This is a genomic window from Serratia sp. CY38905 (assembly GCF_052168875.1).
In the GTDB taxonomy this organism is placed as follows: domain Bacteria; phylum Pseudomonadota; class Gammaproteobacteria; order Enterobacterales; family Enterobacteriaceae; genus Serratia; species Serratia sarumanii.
Map to the genome: position 1 here is coordinate 318,453 of NZ_JBJNLV010000002.1, position 16,222 is coordinate 334,674.

Here is a 16,222-nt window from a genome sequence, read left to right on the forward strand (position 1 = left end):
GATAAACCCCGTTTAATAATAAACAGGGTTGCCATCATCACAGTATTTTCGCTATTTCAGAGAATGGTTACGCTTATAGACAGTCCCGCATGGCATCCACCACCACCCGGCCGTTCATGTCGGTTTGAGTGATGCGGTAACTGGTGGGGTACGAGCGTCGGGTGCTGAAACGATCGTGGACGGAGACCTTGCCAATCTGCAGGCCGGCGGCGTTTTTCACCACAAACTCACTGATCTCTTCCTGGCCCTGGTTTTGCAAATGGATATTGCTGATTTTTTCCAGCGTATCGCTGGCGTTTATTTTTAAATGGTCGCGTAACATAACTACCTCCTCGTAGTGAGAAAAGTATATGCCCCTAAAATTTGCGCTGAAACAGCTTTGTGTTGATTTGTTATTATCATTTTGAATTAAAAATGATAGCAATATGTTAAGTCATAATAATAACGGCATTGCCAGCGCTTTATCAGCGATATTGCCTGATTTGTCGGCAAAGGTTTATTTCATTGCCGTTATTATTAGTCTGCATTAATGGGGAAAAGCGCCTGCCTGGCCGCCGGGGCGGAAAATACGCAGGCGACGTTGTGCCCGCAGCCGGGAACGATCGTTAATCGATGCGGCTTCTCCGGCGCCAGGTAATGCCGATCGTAGTCGGCGTAGGCCAGGGCGCGCTGCAATCGATAGGGGCCCTGCAACTGGGCGGCGCAGGATTTGTCGAGTATCCGATAGTAGGCGCCCGGCGCGGCGCCGGTATCCTCGGCGGCGGCCAGATAGGTGATATCGGCGGCGGCGTAACGCCGACGAGCCGCGTCGGCGGTGCGCTGCAGGTGAGCGGGAAACGCTTCCAGACCGTATTTCCATCGGTTGGCCTGCGGACAATGGCCGGCGTCCAGCGTTTGCCAGCGAAAACGGCAGGTTTCTTCACTGCTGCAGTTTCCCCAACTGGTGGGCAGAGGGCGCAGGCGATCAAAATAGAGCCAGCTGCCGGGATCGGCCACCACATAGCGCAGACGCACTCCGCGTGGCGGCTGGGCAAAGCCGACATAATGCTGCACGAACTGGGCGCCGGCGGAAAAACCGGCCACGGTTATCGACTGCAGCGACGGCCAGCGCCGTTTCAGATCGGCCAGCAGGTTATCCATGGCGTTGAACGAACCGGTCTTCCCGCCATTATCCAAGCCGCCCTCGATCCAGGAGCCGCAGCGCCACAGGGCGTCGCCGTCTTGCGGCTGGGGCAGACCGGCGGAATGGCAGTGGGCGGCGAGTTTTACCGGTACCTGAAACAGCGGGGCGACCAGCAAGCTGCTGTCTCCTGCTCCCTGCGCGGCGTCGATCGCCGCTTGCAACGTCCTGGCGGCGTCGCGTGGATGGCCGTGCATCACCACCAGTGCGTTACGCGGCTGGGGGGATTGAGCGTGAGCGACAAAATAAGGCAGGGAACCGGCCGCCGTCGGCGCGCGATAGGGCGTGGCGAGGCGCTCCAACACCGGCTCTGCACGAACCGATTGGCCGAACAGCAGCAGGGCGGCCATTGCGATGCACCGCAGGCAGCGCATTCTCGTCAGGCTCGGCGCAGCGCAGTGCGCATTTGTCTCAGGACTTCCCGGCATCGTTGTTCCTCACGCGCTCGTTGGTAGTAGCGATAAAAGGCGCGTTCCGAGCTGAGGTTACCCGCGCGTGCCAGCTGTCTGAAGGTCAGGTATGCCAGGCTGAACATAATGATAATAAATAATAAGCCGGGGAACAGCAGCTGCCAGCCGTCGGTGATGCGCGCATTAGGCAGATAGCTGAGTGACTGGGGCGTAATCAATACCCCTAACTGTTGCAGTCCCCATTGAGTCAACGCGGGGAGTAGTACCAGCAGCGTGACGAACAGCAGATACAGCAAAAAATGGCGACAGGAAAGCAGGAAACGTTTGAAGGCGTTATTGGCGTTTGGCCGCAAAACGAAACCGTCGGGCGCAGTGCGCAGGATCTGCTGTCGGCCTGCGGTGAAGCGATAGCGCTCCAGCGCGGCTACGCTGTCCGGCAATGCCAGCAGCAGTTGCAGCGCAGTAAGGCCGGCGCTGCTGTTGCCGAGATAGTCGCGAAATCGCAACAGGCGTATGGGGGCGCTCTGGCGCTTCTCGACGGATTCGAGCAGGTTCAGCAGCTTATCGCGGTTTTCCCGCCGAATGCGAAAAGGGGTTTTGACGACGGCGATAAACAGCGTAATGACGGTCGGTAAGACGATTTTCAAAATATCCGCGGCGCTGATTTGTAACATGCGAGTCTCCTCTCGGGCTGTCTTGCGTTCCTTGCGGCAGAAGTATAGACCACGCTTGCGGGACAACGTGAAAACTGGCGTTACAGCTTGGCCTTTGATCTCCAAGGCGTTAACGCTAGACTCAGCAACATAAGCAAGACTGAGGGGATAAATGAATGGATGTGATTGAGGGGAGCGAGCTGCAGATCGCCGATGCGGTTTACGCCTACCAGCTGGACGGCAAGGGCGGCGTCACGCCGATCGAGCAGGGTGACAAGATCACCTGCGAGGCGCCGTGCTGGCTGCATCTTGATTACGCGCACCCGGCCAGCGCCGAATGGCTGAGCACCACGCCGCTGCTGCCGGACTCGGTGCGCGAAGCGCTCTCCGGCGAAAGCTCACGGCCGCGCGTCAGCCGCCAGGGCGAAGGCACCATGATCACCCTGCGCAGCATCAACTTCAACGCCAATTCCCGGCCGGACCAGCTGGTCACCATTCGCGTGTACATCACCGATAAACTGATTGTCTCTACCCGACACCGCAAGGTGTATTCCATCGATCAGGTGGTGAACGATCTGCAAAGCGGCGCCGGGCCGACCAACAGCGGCAGCTGGCTGGTGGAAATTTCCGATGCGTTGACCGATCACACCAGCGAATTTATCGAAGATCTGCACGACAAGATCATCGATCTGGAGGACGCTTTGCTGGAGCAGCAGGTGCCGGAGCGCGGCCAGCTGGCGCTGATCCGTAAACAGCTGATCGTGCTGCGCCGCTATATGGCGCCGCAGCGCGACGTCTTCGCGCGGCTGGCCAGCGACCGCCTGCCGTGGATGAGCGACGACGATCGCCGCCGCATGCAGGACATCGCCGATCGCCTGGGGCGGGGATTGGACGATCTGGACGGCAGCATCGCGCGCACCGCCATCTTGTCCGACGAAATCACCACGGTGATGGCCGATGCGATGAACCGCCGCACTTACACCATGTCATTGTTGGCGATGGTATTTCTGCCTACCACCTTCCTGACCGGGTTGTTCGGGGTCAACCTTGGCGGCATTCCGGGCGGCGGCAATCCTCTCGGTTTTGCGGCGTTTTGCCTGATGCTGGGCGGGTTGGTGCTTGGCGTCGCCTGGTGGCTGAAGCGCAGCCGCTGGCTGTAGGCAAAAATGACGAAAACCCGGTTAACATTGAGCAATATCAACATTTAGCCGGGGGAAATGGGGCATGATCTCTCTCGCAGGTGAATGCAACGTCAAGCGATGGGCGTTGTGCTCCATAATTGTCTTACTTTCTTATTTTTGAATTACTGCATAGCACATTTGATTCGTACAATGCCGGTTTAATCACCGGCATTTTTTTATTCGGCATTCCTCTTTTCTTCAGGCTGCGCTTTCATCCCAGAAGCTGGCTTCAATCTTGTGCCCATCCAAATCACGGACAAAGCAGCCGTAGTAAGCCTCGCCGTAGTGCGGCCGCGAGCCGGGCGCGCCTTCATCGGCGGCGCCGGCCAGCAGCGCCTGGCGATGGAATTCATCCACCTGTTGCTTGCTGGTGGCGAAAAAACCGACGTGCGTGCCGTTGCCGGGCGAGGCCGGCCGGCCGTCGATCGGCACCTGCAGCCAAAACTCCGGATAGTCGCGGCCGTAACCGATGGCGCCGGGATGCTCCAGCACGCGTCGGCAACCCAAGGCGGCCAGCGTGCGATCGTAAAAGGCGGCGGCGGCCTCGAAATCGTTGGAGCCCAGCGAGACGTGGGACAGGCAGGGGGTGATATTCATTGCGCGATCTCCATATGACTGTATAAATAAACAGTATAGGGTAAAAACGGCACCGCCCAGTAAATTTTGCGCAAACTGTGAACAGGATCGAGATCGTCGAGAGAGGGGAATGTCGCCGCTTGCAGAGGGCAAGCGGCGAGAGGGGCTTATTTGATTTCCAGCACGTTCAAACGCTCTGGCGCAGGCACCGCGTCGTCCGAATCTTCCGGCTGCCAACCGACGGGCTGCATCGGGATGTCTTCGCGATCGAAGGCCAAATCGCCGCCGTCCACCACGGCGCTACCGTGGTGAATGCCTTTGAAATCGAACAGATTGATGTCGCTCAGGTGCGAAGGCACCACGTTTTGCATGGCGCTGAACATGGTTTCCAACCGGCCAGGGTAACGCTTGTCCCAGTCGCGCAGCATATCGCCGATCACCTGGCGCTGCAGGTTAGGCTGCGAGCCGCACAGGTTGCATGGGATGATTGGGAATTCCTTGGCGATCGAGAAACGCTCGATGTCTTTCTCGCGGCAGTAGGCCAGCGGGCGGATCACCACGTGCTTGCCGTCGTCGCTCATCAGCTTGGGCGGCATGCCTTTCATCTTGCCGCCGTAGAACATGTTGAGGAACAGCGTCTGCAGAATGTCGTCGCGGTGGTGGCCCAGCGCGATCTTGGTGGCACCCAGTTCGGTGGCGGTGCGGTACAAAATGCCGCGGCGCAGGCGCGAGCACAGTGAACAGGTGGTTTTGCCTTCCGGGATCTTGTCTTTAACGATGCTGTAGGTGTTCTCTTCGACGATCTTGTACTCCACCCCCAGGCTTTCCAGGTAGGCGGGCAGAATATGCTCCGGGAAGCCGGGCTGCTTCTGATCGAGGTTCACCGCCACCAGGGAGAAGTTGACCGGCGCGCTCTGCTGCAGATTGCGCAGGATCTCCAGCATGGTGTAGCTGTCTTTACCGCCGGACAGGCAGACCATGATGCGGTCGCCTTCTTCAATCATATTGAAATCGGCGATCGCTTCGCCCACGTTGCGGCGCAGGCGCTTTTGCAATTTGTTGAGGTTGTACTGCTCTTTTTGGCTAACGGATTGCTTTTCTGACATTTAAATCGTGCTCATTCTCAATGGGGGGCACTAGGGGCATGGCGTTGTAGCCGCGAGTTTACCATTCAACCGGCCGCTTTTGATCATTATTCATCATCCTGCTGCCACGCGCCCGACGCGAGGCCTGTATGGTACGGATTGCGCGCAGGAATGCCAGCGGGTTTTTGCTGCGGTTGACGCCGGCGGTAAAAGAACAGGGCGCGAATCGCTCGCGCCCTGATGGCGTTACTCTGCGGCGGATTTTTCCGCCTTGCCGGCCAGCAGGCTGAGGAAATCGTATTTCTCCTGCAGCTCTTTCTCGGCGGCCTGATACAGCGCGCTGGCCACTTCCGGTTGCTGCGCGTTCAGGCGGCGGAAACGCTGTTCTTTCAGCAGCGTTTCCGACAGGCTGCTGTTCGGCGGCCGCGAATCCAGCGCCAATGCGGCCTTGCCCTCGGCGCTGCGGCGCGGATCGAAGCGGTACAGCGGCCAGAAGCCGGTGGCGGTCAGCTGTTTCATCTGATCGTGGCTGAGCGCCAGATCGTAGCCGTGCTCTTCGCACGGGCTGTAGGCGATGATCAGCGACGGCCCCGGATAGGCCTCGGCCTCCTGAATCGCTTTCACCGTTTGGTTGAGCTGCGCCCCCAGCGAGATCTGCGCCACGTAGACATGGCCGTACATCATCATGCTGACGCCCAAATCCTTGCGCGCCTTGCGCTTGCCGTGTTCGCCGAACTTGGTCACCGCGCCGAGCGGCGTGGCCTTCGACTGCTGGCCGCCGGTGTTCGAGTAGCACTGGGTGTCGAGCACCAGCACGTTGACGTTCTCCGTCAGGCTGAGGACGTGATCCAAACCGCCGAAGCCGATGTCGTAGGCCCAACCGTCACCGCCGATCAGCCAGATGGATTTATCCACCAGGTAGTCGGCGCCGGCCGCCAGCTGGCGCGCGTCTTCGCCTTCGAGATTGGCCAACAGCGTGCGCAGTTCGGCGATCTGCTGACGGCGCGGCTCCGGCGCCACGTCGCCCATCTGCAGGGCATTGACCAACCGCTCCGGCAGCTGCGGCGCCAGAGCATTCAGCAGGCGCAGCACTCGCGCGCGATGTTGATCGACAGTTAAACGGAAGCCCAGGCCGAATTCGGCGTTGTCTTCGAACAGCGAGTTGGCCCACGCCGGCCCGCGCCCTTCGGCGTTGGTGGTGTACGGCGTGGTCGGCAGGTTGCCGCCGTAGATCGACGAACAGCCGGTGGCGTTGGCGATCAGCAAGCGGTCGCCATAGAGCTGGGTCAACAGCTTGATGTACGGCGTTTCGCCGCAGCCGGAGCAGGCGCCGGAGTACTCGAACAGCGGCGTGATCAGCTGCGAAGTGCGAATGTCGATGCGCTCCAGCTGCGTCGGATCGATTTCCGGCAGCTGCAGGAAGAAGTCGTAGTTGTCTTTTTCCGCCGTCAGATTATCGAGGCGCGAAGCCATGTTGATGGCCTTGATCTCCGGGTTCTGGCGATCTTTCGCCGGGCAGACCTCGACGCACAGGTTACAGCCGGTGCAATCCTCCGGCGCTACCTGCAGCACGTATTTCTGGCCGCGCATATCGCGCGCTTTGACATCCAGCGACTGCAGGGAGGCGGGGGCGTGCTCCATCTCCGCCGGCTGAACCACCTTGGCGCGAATGGCGGAGTGCGGGCAGGCGGCGACGCAGTGGTTGCACTGGGTACACAGGTCGGGCTGCCAGATCGGGATCGCTTCGGCGATGTTGCGCTTTTCCCATTGGGTGGTGCCCACCGGCCAGGTGCCGTCCGGTGGGAAGGCGGAAACCGGCAGCGCATCGCCCAGCCCAGCCAGCATCGCGGCGGTGACGGTTTTGACGAAGTCCGGTGCGGCGTCCGAGACCACCGGCGGGCGCATCGGGCTGCTGGCGTCGACCGGCTGCAGCGGGATCTCGGTCAGCGCGGCCCGGGTGGCGCCCAGCGCCTGCCAGTTGCGCTCGACGATCTCCTGGCCCTTGCTGCTGTAGCTGCGGGCGATGGCGTCCTGCAGCTGTTGCAGCGCCACGTCGCTCGGCAGGATCTGCGTCAGGTGGAAGAACGCCATCTGCATCACGGTGTTGATGCGCGCGCCGAGCCGGCATTCGCGCGCCAGCTTGGCGGCGTTGATGATATAGAAACGCGCCTGGCGTTGGTGCAACAGCGCCTGAACCTCCTGCGGCAGGCGCGACCAGACCTCGTCGGCGCCGTAAGGGGTATTGAGCAGGAAGGTGCCGCCGGGCTTCAGGCGTTCGACCATTTGGTACTTATCGATAAACTGCAGCTGGTGGCAGCCGATGAAGTCCGCGTGGCTGACCAGGTAGGCCGAGTTGATCGGCTGTTCGCTGACGCGCAGGTGCGACACCGTCAGGCCGCCGGCCTTTTTGGAGTCGTAGACGAAATAGCCCTGGGCATACAGCGGCGTGGCGTTGCCGATGATCTTGATGTTGTTCTTGGTGGCCGAGACCGAGCCGTCGCTGCCCAAACCGTAGAACAGCGCTTCCAGCGAGGCGCGCTGCGGCAGGATTTCGTCGCTCAGCGGCAGCGAAAGCCCGGTGACATCATCGAAGATGCCGACGGTAAAGCGCGGGCGCGGCTGCGGCTGGGCCAGCTCGCGGAACACCGCCAGCGCGCAGTCGGGGCCGAACTCTTTCGACGACAGGCCGTAACGGCCGCCGATCACCCGCGGCAGCGTGGCGCGCTCACCCCGGCTGTAGGCTTCCGCCAGCGCGGTCATCACGTCCAGATACAGCGGCTCGGCCAGCGCGCCCGGTTCTTTGGTGCGATCGAGCACCGCGACGCTGCGCACGCTGTCCGGCAGCGCGTCGAGCAGGTATTTGGCGGAGAACGGCCGGAACAGCCGGACTTTCAGCACGCCGACTTTCTCGCCGCGGGCCAGCAGGGTGTCGATCACCTCTTCGCAGGTGCCGGCGGCGGAGCCCATCACCACCACCACGCGTTCGGCCTGCGGGTGGCCGTAATAGTCGAACGGCCGATAGTGGCGGCCGGTGAGGGCGGCGAAGGCTTCCATGGCGTCGATCACGTGCTGGCCGGTGGCGTCATACCACGGGTTGGTGGCTTCGCGCGACTGGAAATAGGTGTCCGGGTTGGCGGAAGTGCCGCGCACCACCGGATGATCCGGCGACAGCGCCCGGCTGCGGTGAGCGTCGATCGCCGCCTGCGGCAGCATTTGCCGCAGCGTATCGTCGCTGAGCGGCACGATCTTGTTGATTTCGTGCGAGGTGCGGAAGCCGTCGAAGAAATGGATAAACGGCACGCACGCGTTGAGGGTGGCGGTCTGCGAGATCAGCGCGAAGTCCTGCGCCTCCTGCACGCTGCCGGCGCACAGCATGGCGCAGCCGGTCTGGCGCACCGCCATCACGTCCGAGTGGTCACCGAAGATGGACAGCGCGTGCGTGGCTACGGTGCGCGCGGCGACGTGCAGCACGAACGGCGTCAGCTCGCCGGCCAGTTTGTACAGCGTCGGGATCATCAGCAGCAGACCCTGCGATGAGGTGAACGAGGTCGACAGCGCGCCGGTTTGCAACGCGCCGTGCACGGTGGCGATCGCGCCGCCTTCCGACTGCATTTCCACTACCCGGGGGATATCGCCCCAGATGTTTTGCCGGCCATCGCCGGACCAGGCATCCGCCTGCTCCGCCATGGTGGAACTCGGCGTGATAGGGTAGATGGCAATCACTTCGTTGGTGCGATAGGCCACGGAAGCGACTGCATTATTACCATCTGTAGTTATCATCGGCGTTACCTTTTCATTGCTCTCAAAGCCGCGAAAGCGCACTTTCGCAGTAATGGAAAAAAGTCTAACAGAGGGTTTGAACGCGGCTTTATCGTGTTTGTGTGGCGGGTGACAAATCGTCAAAGGCCTATTTCCTCGTCAATTGGGGGCCGGCGGCAATAAATTGTTTTCACCGTTTAAAGACAATTTATTTCCGGCGCGTCATAATTGCGCATCGGCAAACTGACAGAAGAAAATCATGAGCGCATTTATGTATTTGACGATGGCGATAGTCGCGGAAGTGATCGCCACCACCATGTTGAAAGCCTCCGAGGGCTTTACCCGCCTGTGGCCGTCGCTGCTGGTGGTGCTGGGCTACGGCGTGGCATTTTGGGGGCTGTCGATGGTGGTCAAGAGTATGCCGCTGGGCATCGTGTATGCGATTTGGTCAGGCATGGGGATCGTGCTGGTGTCGGTCGCCGCGGTATTTGTTTATCAGCAAAAATTGGATTGGCCGGCGATCGTCGGCATGGGATTAATTATTGCCGGCGTGCTGGTGATTAATTTACTGTCGAAAGCCACGGTGCACTGAGTGTTATTTTAATGTGAAAAAAGGCCGGCGCGACAGCAAGTCGCGCCGGTTGAAGAATTCAGCCATCATTCACTGAAAATAGTGGAATGCTAATTACTTAGCGCCGCCAGCATAGACGCAAATATCGTCCTCTCCGGTAGCAAAAAATGCGCCGTTTCACTGAAAGCACGCGAAGATAATGAATAGCGATATCGCCGGAAAAACTTCCTGGTCGGCAGCGGTGACGTTATCACTTTCTGCGTGCGGCCGAAGCCTGGCAGCGGGTGGCGCCGTCACGTTTGGCACCGCGCTCCGGTGCGGAAATATTCTGCAAACAAAATAAATGTCCGGCCGCCGCAAAAAAACGACAAATAATGGCTGGAATATATTTTCATTATTTATATATCGAGCTAGATTAAACAAGTTTGCATCAAAGATAGCGAAACGTGTCCGCCAAGTGACGCGCGTTATCAGCAATGGCGATTTTACACAGCGCAGTTCCGGGTTCAGGAGTGGGATAATGACGACATCAAAATGGCTGCTTGCCAGCGCCGTGCTGCTTTTAGCCGCCTGCAGCAGCAATAACGAAGAACCAGTACAGCAGGGCAACAGTGCCAGAATCAATACGTTGCAGACCAGCGCCGGTTGCGCGGCGGTCGGCGGCGTCACCACCATCGCGCACAACCTGAACGGTGAAGCGCTGCGCATGTGCCAAATGCCGAACGGCAAGCAGTGCGAAGAACGCACGCTGGGCCTGGGCAGCTGCGCCGGGTAAGCCCGCGGCGCCAGGCCTGGCGCGCAGGATCAATACACCCAATCGCGCAGGGTATAGATAAGCGTGTGGCCGCTGCCGTTGAGCGTCAGCTGCTGGGCGCTTAGCGTCACTTCGGCGCCGTTTTCCAGCACGGCGGCGATAGCCCGATCCCAGCGGTTGCGCTGTTCATCAGGGCACAGCCTGCGCGTCGTGGCCAGCGGTTTCACCGTCAGCACGCCGTCGCGTAATTGCCCCTGGCCGAAGAAGCGGTTGCACATCGCACCGGAGACATGCAGGTTTTCGCCGAACTCCAGATTGAGCAGGCCGCCGCCCGCCGGTGGCTTCGCCGTTTCGCCATCCACGCTCTGCAACACGAAGTTGTGATGCAGCAGATCGCCTGGCGTGACGGCCGTATGTGGTTTCATGCTGCACCCCGCTAAAGCCAGCGCCGCAAGGGCGGCTACCGTGGTTTTTCTCATCGCGTTCTCTCAAATAAACAGGGCGCCGCAAGGGCGCCCCGAGGTGACGCTCAGGCGTTCAACTGGTTCGGGCAGGCTTCGCCGCGATCCAACTGGCTAATGTTCTGCAGCGTGGTTTGCGAAATGCTGGTCAGCGCCTCTTCGGTCAGGAAGGCCTGATGGCCGGTAAACAGCACGTTGTGGCAGGCCGAGAGGCGGCGGAACACGTCGTCCTGAATCACGTCGTTAGACTTGTCTTCGAAGAACAGATCGCGTTCGTTCTCGTAAACGTCCATTCCCAGCGCGCCGATTTTCTGCTGCTTCAGCGCGTCGATGGCGGCGGTGGAGTCGATCAGCGCGCCGCGGCTGGTGTTGATCACCATCACGCCGTTTTTCATCATCGCAAAGGCGTCGGCATTCAGCAGATGGTGGTTTTCCGGCGTCAGCGGGCAGTGCAGGGTGATCACGTCGGACTGCGCGTACAGCGTTTTCAGGTCGACATACTCCGCGCCCAGTTCCAGCGCCTGTTCGCTCGGGAACGGATCGTAAGCCAGCAGCTTCATACCGAAGCCTTTCAGAATGCGCATCGTCGCCACGCCGATTTTACCGGTGCCGATCACGCCGGCGGTGCGGTTGTGCATGTTAAAGCCGATCAGCCCTTCCAGCGAGAAATTGGCGTCGCGGGTGCGTTGATAGGCGCGGTGAATACGGCGGTTCAGGCACATCATCATGCCTACCGCGTGCTCCGCCACGGCTTCCGGTGAGTAGGCCGGCACGCGCACCACCTTGATGCCCAGTTCTTTGGCGGCGTCCAGATCGACATTATTGAAACCGGCGCAGCGCAGGGCGAGAATTTCGACGCCCAGCGCCGCCAGTTCTTCGAGCACTTCACGGCTGCCGTCGTCGTTGACGAAGATACACACCGCCTTGCAACCGGCGGCCGTTTTGGCGGTTTTTTTGCTGAGTAAAAAGTCGAAGAATTCCAGCTCATAGCCAAACTGCTGATTCACCAGTTCGAGATATTTACGGTCATACTGTTTGGTACTGTATATCGCCAATTTCATCGTGGTTTCTCCACCGTGATTTTGTGATCAATTTAACAGATTTTAGTAAATTCGACAATTGGTTAGCAGTTTGTCCCGCGCGGGGCTTGTTCTATCAGACAGGGGAGTGAAACCGGCCCGCATTGGGCCGGTTCACGCGGTTTTAACGAGCGATTTCCGTGTAATGATGCTCATCGTAATCATGGGTCAAATAACTGTTAACGACATCGTTAAAGGCGATCCAATGAGGCGTTTTCTGGTGTGCTGAAAGCGCCGCCTTATCGTCCCAGTTTTCGATCAGCGCGTAGCTGTTCTCATCGCTCTGGCATTGCCAAAGCTGGTAAAAAGAGCAGCCGGTTTCTTTATTGGATTCCTGCACCATGGTGTTGAGCAGGCTCAGAAACGCTTGCCGCTTGGCCGGATTGACCTGAAAAAAGACGTTGAGCGTAATCATGATTGATTTCCTCGGTCGGTAATGAAACTGGATATCTCCAGGGGCAGCATTGTGCTGACAGCGAGGATTTTACGGACTTGATGGCTGACTAAAAGTGAAATAAAGTTCGTGAATCGTTCACTTTTGGTGAAGGCTTAAGATGTTTAAACGTGCCCAGTTAGCCACCTTTTGCATGGTGGTGGAGTCGGAGAGTCTCACGGCCGCGGCGGAGCGGCTGTTTTGCGTGCCCTCTAACGTGACCAAGAAATTAAAAGAGCTGGAAATGGCGTGCGGCGTCACGCTGTTCGAGCGTGAGCGCAATCGGTTGTCGCTCACGCCGGAAGGCCGGGCGCTTTACCATAAGGCCAAGCGCTTTTTGGCTATTGAAGAGCGGGCGCGAGCGCAGTTTGAACAGGATCCGGTGCAGGGCGAACTGAGGCTTGGCGCGCTGGATATCGCGTTGAGTCATCATTTGCCGCAAAAGTTGGCCCATTACCGTGCGCAAAATCGCCGCGTTCAGCTGAGTGTGGTGCAGGGATATTCGCTGGATCTGGAGTTTCAGCTGCAAAAAGGGGCGCTGGACGTGGTGTTTTCAGATGGGCCGATCGAACATCCGCAGATGCAGAGCCGGCGTGCTTTCCAGGAGCGTTTGGTCTTCATTGGCGGGGCATGTCGGCCGGCGTTGTTGGCAAAAAGCGATCTCTATGTTTATTCGCGGCAATGCCACTATCGCCATCTGGTGGACGCCTGGCTGCAGAAGCAGCAAGTCATCCCCGCCGCGCTGCTGGAGGTGGAATGCTACGACGTGATATTTGCCTGCGTAACAGCGGGATTAGGCTATGCGTTTGTGCCCGAAAGCCTGGCGCGGCAGCGAAAGGTTGCATACATAGAATGCGGGAATGAAATGCGCAGCGATATTTATGCTATCTGGCGTAAAGCGAGCGACAGCCGCATATTGCACGATTTTATTGACGCCGTGATTCGGCATTAAGGCAAAAAAATCCCCACGGGGGTGTGGGGAATGGCTTCTCTAGTACACAGTTAGCTAGCAGCTGAACTTTTATTAGAATGGTTGCAAGACTATTAATCATCAATGGCAACGACAATAACAAAAGTCTGAAAACTGTCCTGTTTATGTGATGCATATGTAACGAAAATCTACAACTCCGCACACGTTTGCGCCAAAAAGGTGCAAATCGCCGCTGCGACCCCGCTCAGCTTCACCCTATGTCAAATTCATGCCATCATTATTGTCAATTCAGGCATAGACTTAACCAATGCCTAACTCAGGAACGAAGCAACCATTTAATGACCAGGCGATTAAAAGTATTCATAGGGACGGTGGCGGGCTGCGCAATTCTGGTGCTGGCGTTGTGGCAAACTTTGCCGCGCTGGCTGCCGGGCGTGTTATCGCATTGGTTGCCGGCGGGAAGCCGCCTGGAGTTGCAGGGCAAATTGCACTGGCGCCAGGGCGGCCTGGCGCTGGCGGGGGCGCGTTTCACCGCGCAAGATTGCCTGCTGGCCAACGTCGGGCCGACGCGGTTGGCTTACCGCCAGGGCCGCTGGCAGCTGTCGAGCGATAAGGTCAGCGTCGATAGCGCCTGTTTGTCAAAACTGCCGGGCGGCGATGCCAACAGCGCGCCGCTGGCGCTCGATCAGCTGCAGCAACAGCTACCGCCGCTGGACCTCACCATTAATGACCTGACGCTGGTTCCCTGGCAGCGCTATGCCGGCAAGCTGCAGCTTTCCTCCGGTTCTGACGGGCAACGCCTGCATTATCAGGGGCCGAATCTCAGCGCCGAGGCGCAGCTGGATGAAAAACAGCAGCTGACGTTGCAGAGCCTGACCGTCGTCCCGCCCAACAGCGCGCAACCGCTGCGTCTCGCCGGCAAGATAACCATTCCGCTGGATCTGGCCAGCCTGCCGACGCAGGGCGCGCTGCAGGGGGAAATGCAGACCGCCTATCTGGAAAAACCGGTATTGCTGGACATGCGCTGGCAACAGCGGCAGGGCGTGTTGACGGTAAGCGAAAAAGGCGACGATCGGCCGCTGGCGGTGCTGCCGTGGGAAGTCGCGCCGCAGCGGGTCAGCATCAGGCAGGGCGAGTGGCGTTGGCCGTACAGCGGGCAGCCGTTGAACGGCGGCCTGAGCGTTGCGCTGCACGACTGGAGCAAAGGGTGGGATGAAACGGAGATCAGCGCGCGGCTGAACGTGATCACCGCCGGCCACAACGGCAAGGGCAATGCGGTGCTCACCCTCGGGCCGGGCAAGGTAGGGTTGACCGACAGCGATCTGCGCTTCCAATTGACCGGTCAGGCCAATCTGGCCGACTTCTCCGCCACCGCGTCGATTCCGGGCGTGATCGGCGGCAGCATTCTCAACCCGACGCTGGTGCTGCAGCCAGGGGCGCTGTTGCGCCTGTGGGGCAAGGTGACGCCGGAAATGACGCTGGAAGAGGCGCGTTTGCCGCTGGCGGGCGTGAAGGTGACCGCCGCCGGTATCACCGGCCGCCTGCAGGCGATTCTGAACGCCAGCGACAGCTATTGGGGGCGCTTCAAGCTGCACCTGGACGGCCAGGCGCAGGATTTCTGGCCGGACAAGGGCGACTGGCAGTGGCGTTACTGGGGCAACGGCCGGTTGCCGCCGCTGCAGGCCGCCTGGGACGTCGCCGGCAGCGGGCGCTGGCAGGATAGCGAGCTGGTGCTCGACAAGCTCTCCACCGGTTTCGATAAATTGAAGTATGGTTTGGTGACGGTCGCCGCGCCGCGCCTGAGCCTCAACCGGCCGCTGCGCTGGCGGCGTGATGAACAAAGCCCGCAGTTCAACGGCGAGCTGCAACTGGCGGCGGATAAGGTCAGCTTCAGCGACGGCGGCCATCTGCCGGCGCCGGTGCTGGCGCTGCAGGTGAACGGCCTTTCGCCGGACAGTTTCCAGCTGCAGGGCAAACTGCAGGCACAGCAGATCGGGCCGATCGCGCTGCGCGGCCGTTGGGACGGCGAACGCCTGCGCGGTGAAGCCTGGTGGCCGAAACAGTCGCTGAAGGTCTTCCAGCCGCTGCTCGCGCCGGATCTCAATCTCACGCTGCGCGACGGCGAGTTTTATGCGCAGTCGGCGTTTTCCGCCGCTCGCGAGCAGGGCTTCGAGGCCGGCGGCCACTGGGTGGTGAAAAACGGCGGCATGTGGCTGAAAGACGGCGAGATGAGCGGCCTGGACTTTATCCTGTCGTACCGGTTCAAGCAGCATCAGTGGCTGCTGGGGGCCAAACAGCCGGTGTCGCTGCGCATCAAGTCTTTCAGCAACCTGTTCGAGATGCAGAACATTTCCGCCGATCTGCAGGGCACCTATCCTTATAGCGAAGGGCAGCCGCTGACGTTGAGCAACGTCGGCGTGGACATGCTCAACGGGCATATCAGCCTGTCGGCGCTGCGGTTGCCGCAGCATGACGCCGCGGTGCTGAAGCTGGACAAGGTCGATCTCAGCGCGCTGTTCACCGCCCTGAAGCCGAAGCAGTTCGCCATGTCCGGCCGGGTCGACGGTGAGCTGCCGCTGTTCCTGAACCACCCGAAATGGCTGGTGCAGAACGGCTGGATCGCCAACGCCGGCACCCTGACGCTGCGGCTGGACAAAGACATGGCCGACGCCATCGGCAGCAACAATCTGGCGACCGGCGCGGCGATCGACTGGCTGCGCTACATGGAAATCAACCGTTCGCACGCCCGGGTCGATCTCGACAACCTGGGCGAACTGACGCTGAGCGCGCGTATCGACGGCATCAACCCGCAGAAGAACGCCAAGCGCGAGGTGATCCTGAACTATCGGCATCAGGAAAACGTGTTTCAGCTGTGGCGCAGTTTGCGCTTCGGCGACAATTTACAGGAGTGGCTGGAGCAGGCCCTCTCACAACCTGGGGAGCAACAATGAAAATCATGAGTGTGTCGACGCTGGCAGCGGTGCTGTGCGTTTCGCTGCTGAGCGGCTGCGTGCCGCGCATCGAGGTGGCGACGCCGAAGGATCCGATCACCATCAATATGAACGTCAAGATCGAGCATGAAATTCATATCAAGGTGGATAAGGACGTCGAAAACCTGCTGAAAACCCAAAGCGGTCTGTTCTAGGAGC

General features: G+C 59.7%; 15 protein-coding genes. 6 read left to right on the forward strand and 9 right to left on the reverse strand.

All coding sequences use genetic code 11. The features are described 5' to 3' along the window. Positions 1-73: 73 nt before the first annotated feature. The 3 genes from ACJ8MK_RS08280 to ACJ8MK_RS08290 all read right to left on the reverse strand — a co-directional run bounded on the left by ACJ8MK_RS08280 (position 74) and on the right by ACJ8MK_RS08290 (position 2,369). Entirely contained in the window at positions 74-322 is a 249-nt protein-coding gene (locus ACJ8MK_RS08280) for a hypothetical protein (protein ID WP_033648443.1), read from the reverse strand. Between the two features lie 194 nt (positions 323-516). Further along, positions 517-1,554 carry a hypothetical protein gene (locus tag ACJ8MK_RS08285; protein WP_060420932.1) on the reverse strand — a complete coding sequence of 346 codons (1,038 nt, stop codon included), beginning with the start codon at positions 1,552-1,554 and terminating at the stop codon, positions 517-519. A 5-nt stretch (positions 1,555-1,559) separates the two neighbouring features. Beyond that, positions 1,560-2,369, reverse strand: a complete 810-nt coding sequence (locus ACJ8MK_RS08290; RefSeq protein WP_243403433.1) for a hypothetical protein — start codon at positions 2,367-2,369, stop codon at positions 1,560-1,562. A gap of 50 nt (positions 2,370-2,419) precedes the next feature. On the opposite strand from ACJ8MK_RS08290, the gene zntB reads away from it, so the two are divergent. After that, the gene (gene zntB, locus ACJ8MK_RS08295; protein ID WP_442517645.1) at positions 2,420-3,403 is read left to right on the forward strand and encodes a zinc transporter ZntB; all 984 of its coding nucleotides are present in this window, start codon (positions 2,420-2,422) and stop codon (positions 3,401-3,403) included. Between the two features lie 219 nt (positions 3,404-3,622). Here zntB and ACJ8MK_RS08300 read toward each other — a convergent pair whose 3' ends face one another. From ACJ8MK_RS08300 to nifJ, 3 genes are all read right to left on the reverse strand, one after another. Further along, positions 3,623-4,021, reverse strand: coding sequence for a VOC family protein (locus ACJ8MK_RS08300; RefSeq protein WP_033634674.1), 399 nt, complete (start codon positions 4,019-4,021; stop codon positions 3,623-3,625). Positions 4,022-4,167: 146 nt separating this feature from the next. Next, the gene (gene ttcA / locus ACJ8MK_RS08305) at positions 4,168-5,106 is read right to left on the reverse strand and encodes a tRNA 2-thiocytidine(32) synthetase TtcA (RefSeq protein WP_033634672.1); all 939 of its coding nucleotides are present in this window, start codon (positions 5,104-5,106) and stop codon (positions 4,168-4,170) included. A gap of 225 nt (positions 5,107-5,331) precedes the next feature. Further along, a complete protein-coding gene (nifJ, locus tag ACJ8MK_RS08310; RefSeq protein WP_442517646.1) occupies positions 5,332-8,865 on the reverse strand; it encodes a pyruvate:ferredoxin (flavodoxin) oxidoreductase in 3,534 nt (1,177 codons plus the stop codon). 238 nt (positions 8,866-9,103) lie between these two features. On the opposite strand from nifJ, the gene ssmE reads away from it, so the two are divergent. Both ssmE and ACJ8MK_RS08320 read left to right on the forward strand, forming a co-directional pair. After that, entirely contained in the window at positions 9,104-9,436 is a 333-nt protein-coding gene (gene ssmE / locus ACJ8MK_RS08315; RefSeq protein ID WP_033634669.1) for a multidrug efflux SMR transporter SsmE, read from the forward strand. Between the two features lie 499 nt (positions 9,437-9,935). Beyond that, positions 9,936-10,190 (forward strand): DUF333 domain-containing protein, encoded by a 255-nt coding sequence (locus ACJ8MK_RS08320; protein WP_015377999.1) that lies wholly within the window; start codon positions 9,936-9,938, stop codon positions 10,188-10,190. Between the two features lie 29 nt (positions 10,191-10,219). Here the strand turns inward: ACJ8MK_RS08320 and hslJ are convergent, their stop codons facing one another. The 3 genes from hslJ to ACJ8MK_RS08335 all read right to left on the reverse strand — a co-directional run bounded on the left by hslJ (position 10,220) and on the right by ACJ8MK_RS08335 (position 12,124). Next, entirely contained in the window at positions 10,220-10,648 is a 429-nt protein-coding gene (gene hslJ, locus ACJ8MK_RS08325; RefSeq protein WP_174158812.1) for a heat shock protein HslJ, read from the reverse strand. A 50-nt stretch (positions 10,649-10,698) separates the two neighbouring features. Further along, the gene (locus ACJ8MK_RS08330) at positions 10,699-11,691 is read right to left on the reverse strand and encodes a 2-hydroxyacid dehydrogenase (protein WP_016927571.1); all 993 of its coding nucleotides are present in this window, start codon (positions 11,689-11,691) and stop codon (positions 10,699-10,701) included. Between the two features lie 142 nt (positions 11,692-11,833). After that, positions 11,834-12,124 (reverse strand): putative quinol monooxygenase, encoded by a 291-nt coding sequence (locus tag ACJ8MK_RS08335; RefSeq protein WP_033648435.1) that lies wholly within the window; start codon positions 12,122-12,124, stop codon positions 11,834-11,836. A gap of 139 nt (positions 12,125-12,263) precedes the next feature. On the opposite strand from ACJ8MK_RS08335, the gene ACJ8MK_RS08340 reads away from it, so the two are divergent. From ACJ8MK_RS08340 to ACJ8MK_RS08350, 3 genes are all read left to right on the forward strand, one after another. Further along, complete coding sequence (locus ACJ8MK_RS08340) at positions 12,264-13,094, forward strand: LysR family transcriptional regulator (protein WP_033653062.1); 831 nt, start codon at positions 12,264-12,266, stop codon at positions 13,092-13,094. 317 nt (positions 13,095-13,411) lie between these two features. Further along, the gene (locus tag ACJ8MK_RS08345; protein ID WP_442517647.1) at positions 13,412-16,024 is read left to right on the forward strand and encodes a YdbH family protein; all 2,613 of its coding nucleotides are present in this window, start codon (positions 13,412-13,414) and stop codon (positions 16,022-16,024) included. After that, the gene (locus ACJ8MK_RS08350; RefSeq protein WP_025302979.1) at positions 16,021-16,218 is read left to right on the forward strand and encodes a YnbE family lipoprotein; all 198 of its coding nucleotides are present in this window, start codon (positions 16,021-16,023) and stop codon (positions 16,216-16,218) included. The genes ACJ8MK_RS08345 and ACJ8MK_RS08350 overlap by 4 nt, the downstream gene beginning before the upstream one ends. Positions 16,219-16,222: the final 4 nt, after the last annotated feature.

Bases quoted from the DNA above. Each gene is read 5' to 3' on its own strand.
- ACJ8MK_RS08280 (WP_033648443.1), bottom strand. From the start codon at position 322: ATGTTACGCGACCATTTAAAAATAAACGCCAGCGATACGCTGGAAAAA.
- ACJ8MK_RS08285 (WP_060420932.1), bottom strand. From the start codon at position 1,554: ATGCGCTGCCTGCGGTGCATCGCAATGGCCGCCCTGCTGCTGTTCGGC.
- zntB (WP_442517645.1), top strand. From the start codon at position 2,420: ATGGATGTGATTGAGGGGAGCGAGCTGCAGATCGCCGATGCGGTTTAC.
- ACJ8MK_RS08300 (WP_033634674.1), bottom strand. From the start codon at position 4,021: ATGAATATCACCCCCTGCCTGTCCCACGTCTCGCTGGGCTCCAACGAT.
- ttcA (WP_033634672.1), bottom strand. From the start codon at position 5,106: ATGTCAGAAAAGCAATCCGTTAGCCAAAAAGAGCAGTACAACCTCAAC.
- nifJ (WP_442517646.1), bottom strand. From the start codon at position 8,865: ATGATAACTACAGATGGTAATAATGCAGTCGCTTCCGTGGCCTATCGC.
- ssmE (WP_033634669.1), top strand. From the start codon at position 9,104: ATGAGCGCATTTATGTATTTGACGATGGCGATAGTCGCGGAAGTGATC.
- ACJ8MK_RS08320 (WP_015377999.1), top strand. From the start codon at position 9,936: ATGACGACATCAAAATGGCTGCTTGCCAGCGCCGTGCTGCTTTTAGCC.
- hslJ (WP_174158812.1), bottom strand. From the start codon at position 10,648: ATGAGAAAAACCACGGTAGCCGCCCTTGCGGCGCTGGCTTTAGCGGGG.
- ACJ8MK_RS08330 (WP_016927571.1), bottom strand. From the start codon at position 11,691: ATGAAATTGGCGATATACAGTACCAAACAGTATGACCGTAAATATCTC.
- ACJ8MK_RS08335 (WP_033648435.1), bottom strand. From the start codon at position 12,124: ATGATTACGCTCAACGTCTTTTTTCAGGTCAATCCGGCCAAGCGGCAA.
- ACJ8MK_RS08340 (WP_033653062.1), top strand. From the start codon at position 12,264: ATGTTTAAACGTGCCCAGTTAGCCACCTTTTGCATGGTGGTGGAGTCG.
- ACJ8MK_RS08345 (WP_442517647.1), top strand. From the start codon at position 13,412: ATGACCAGGCGATTAAAAGTATTCATAGGGACGGTGGCGGGCTGCGCA.
- ACJ8MK_RS08350 (WP_025302979.1), top strand. From the start codon at position 16,021: ATGAAAATCATGAGTGTGTCGACGCTGGCAGCGGTGCTGTGCGTTTCG.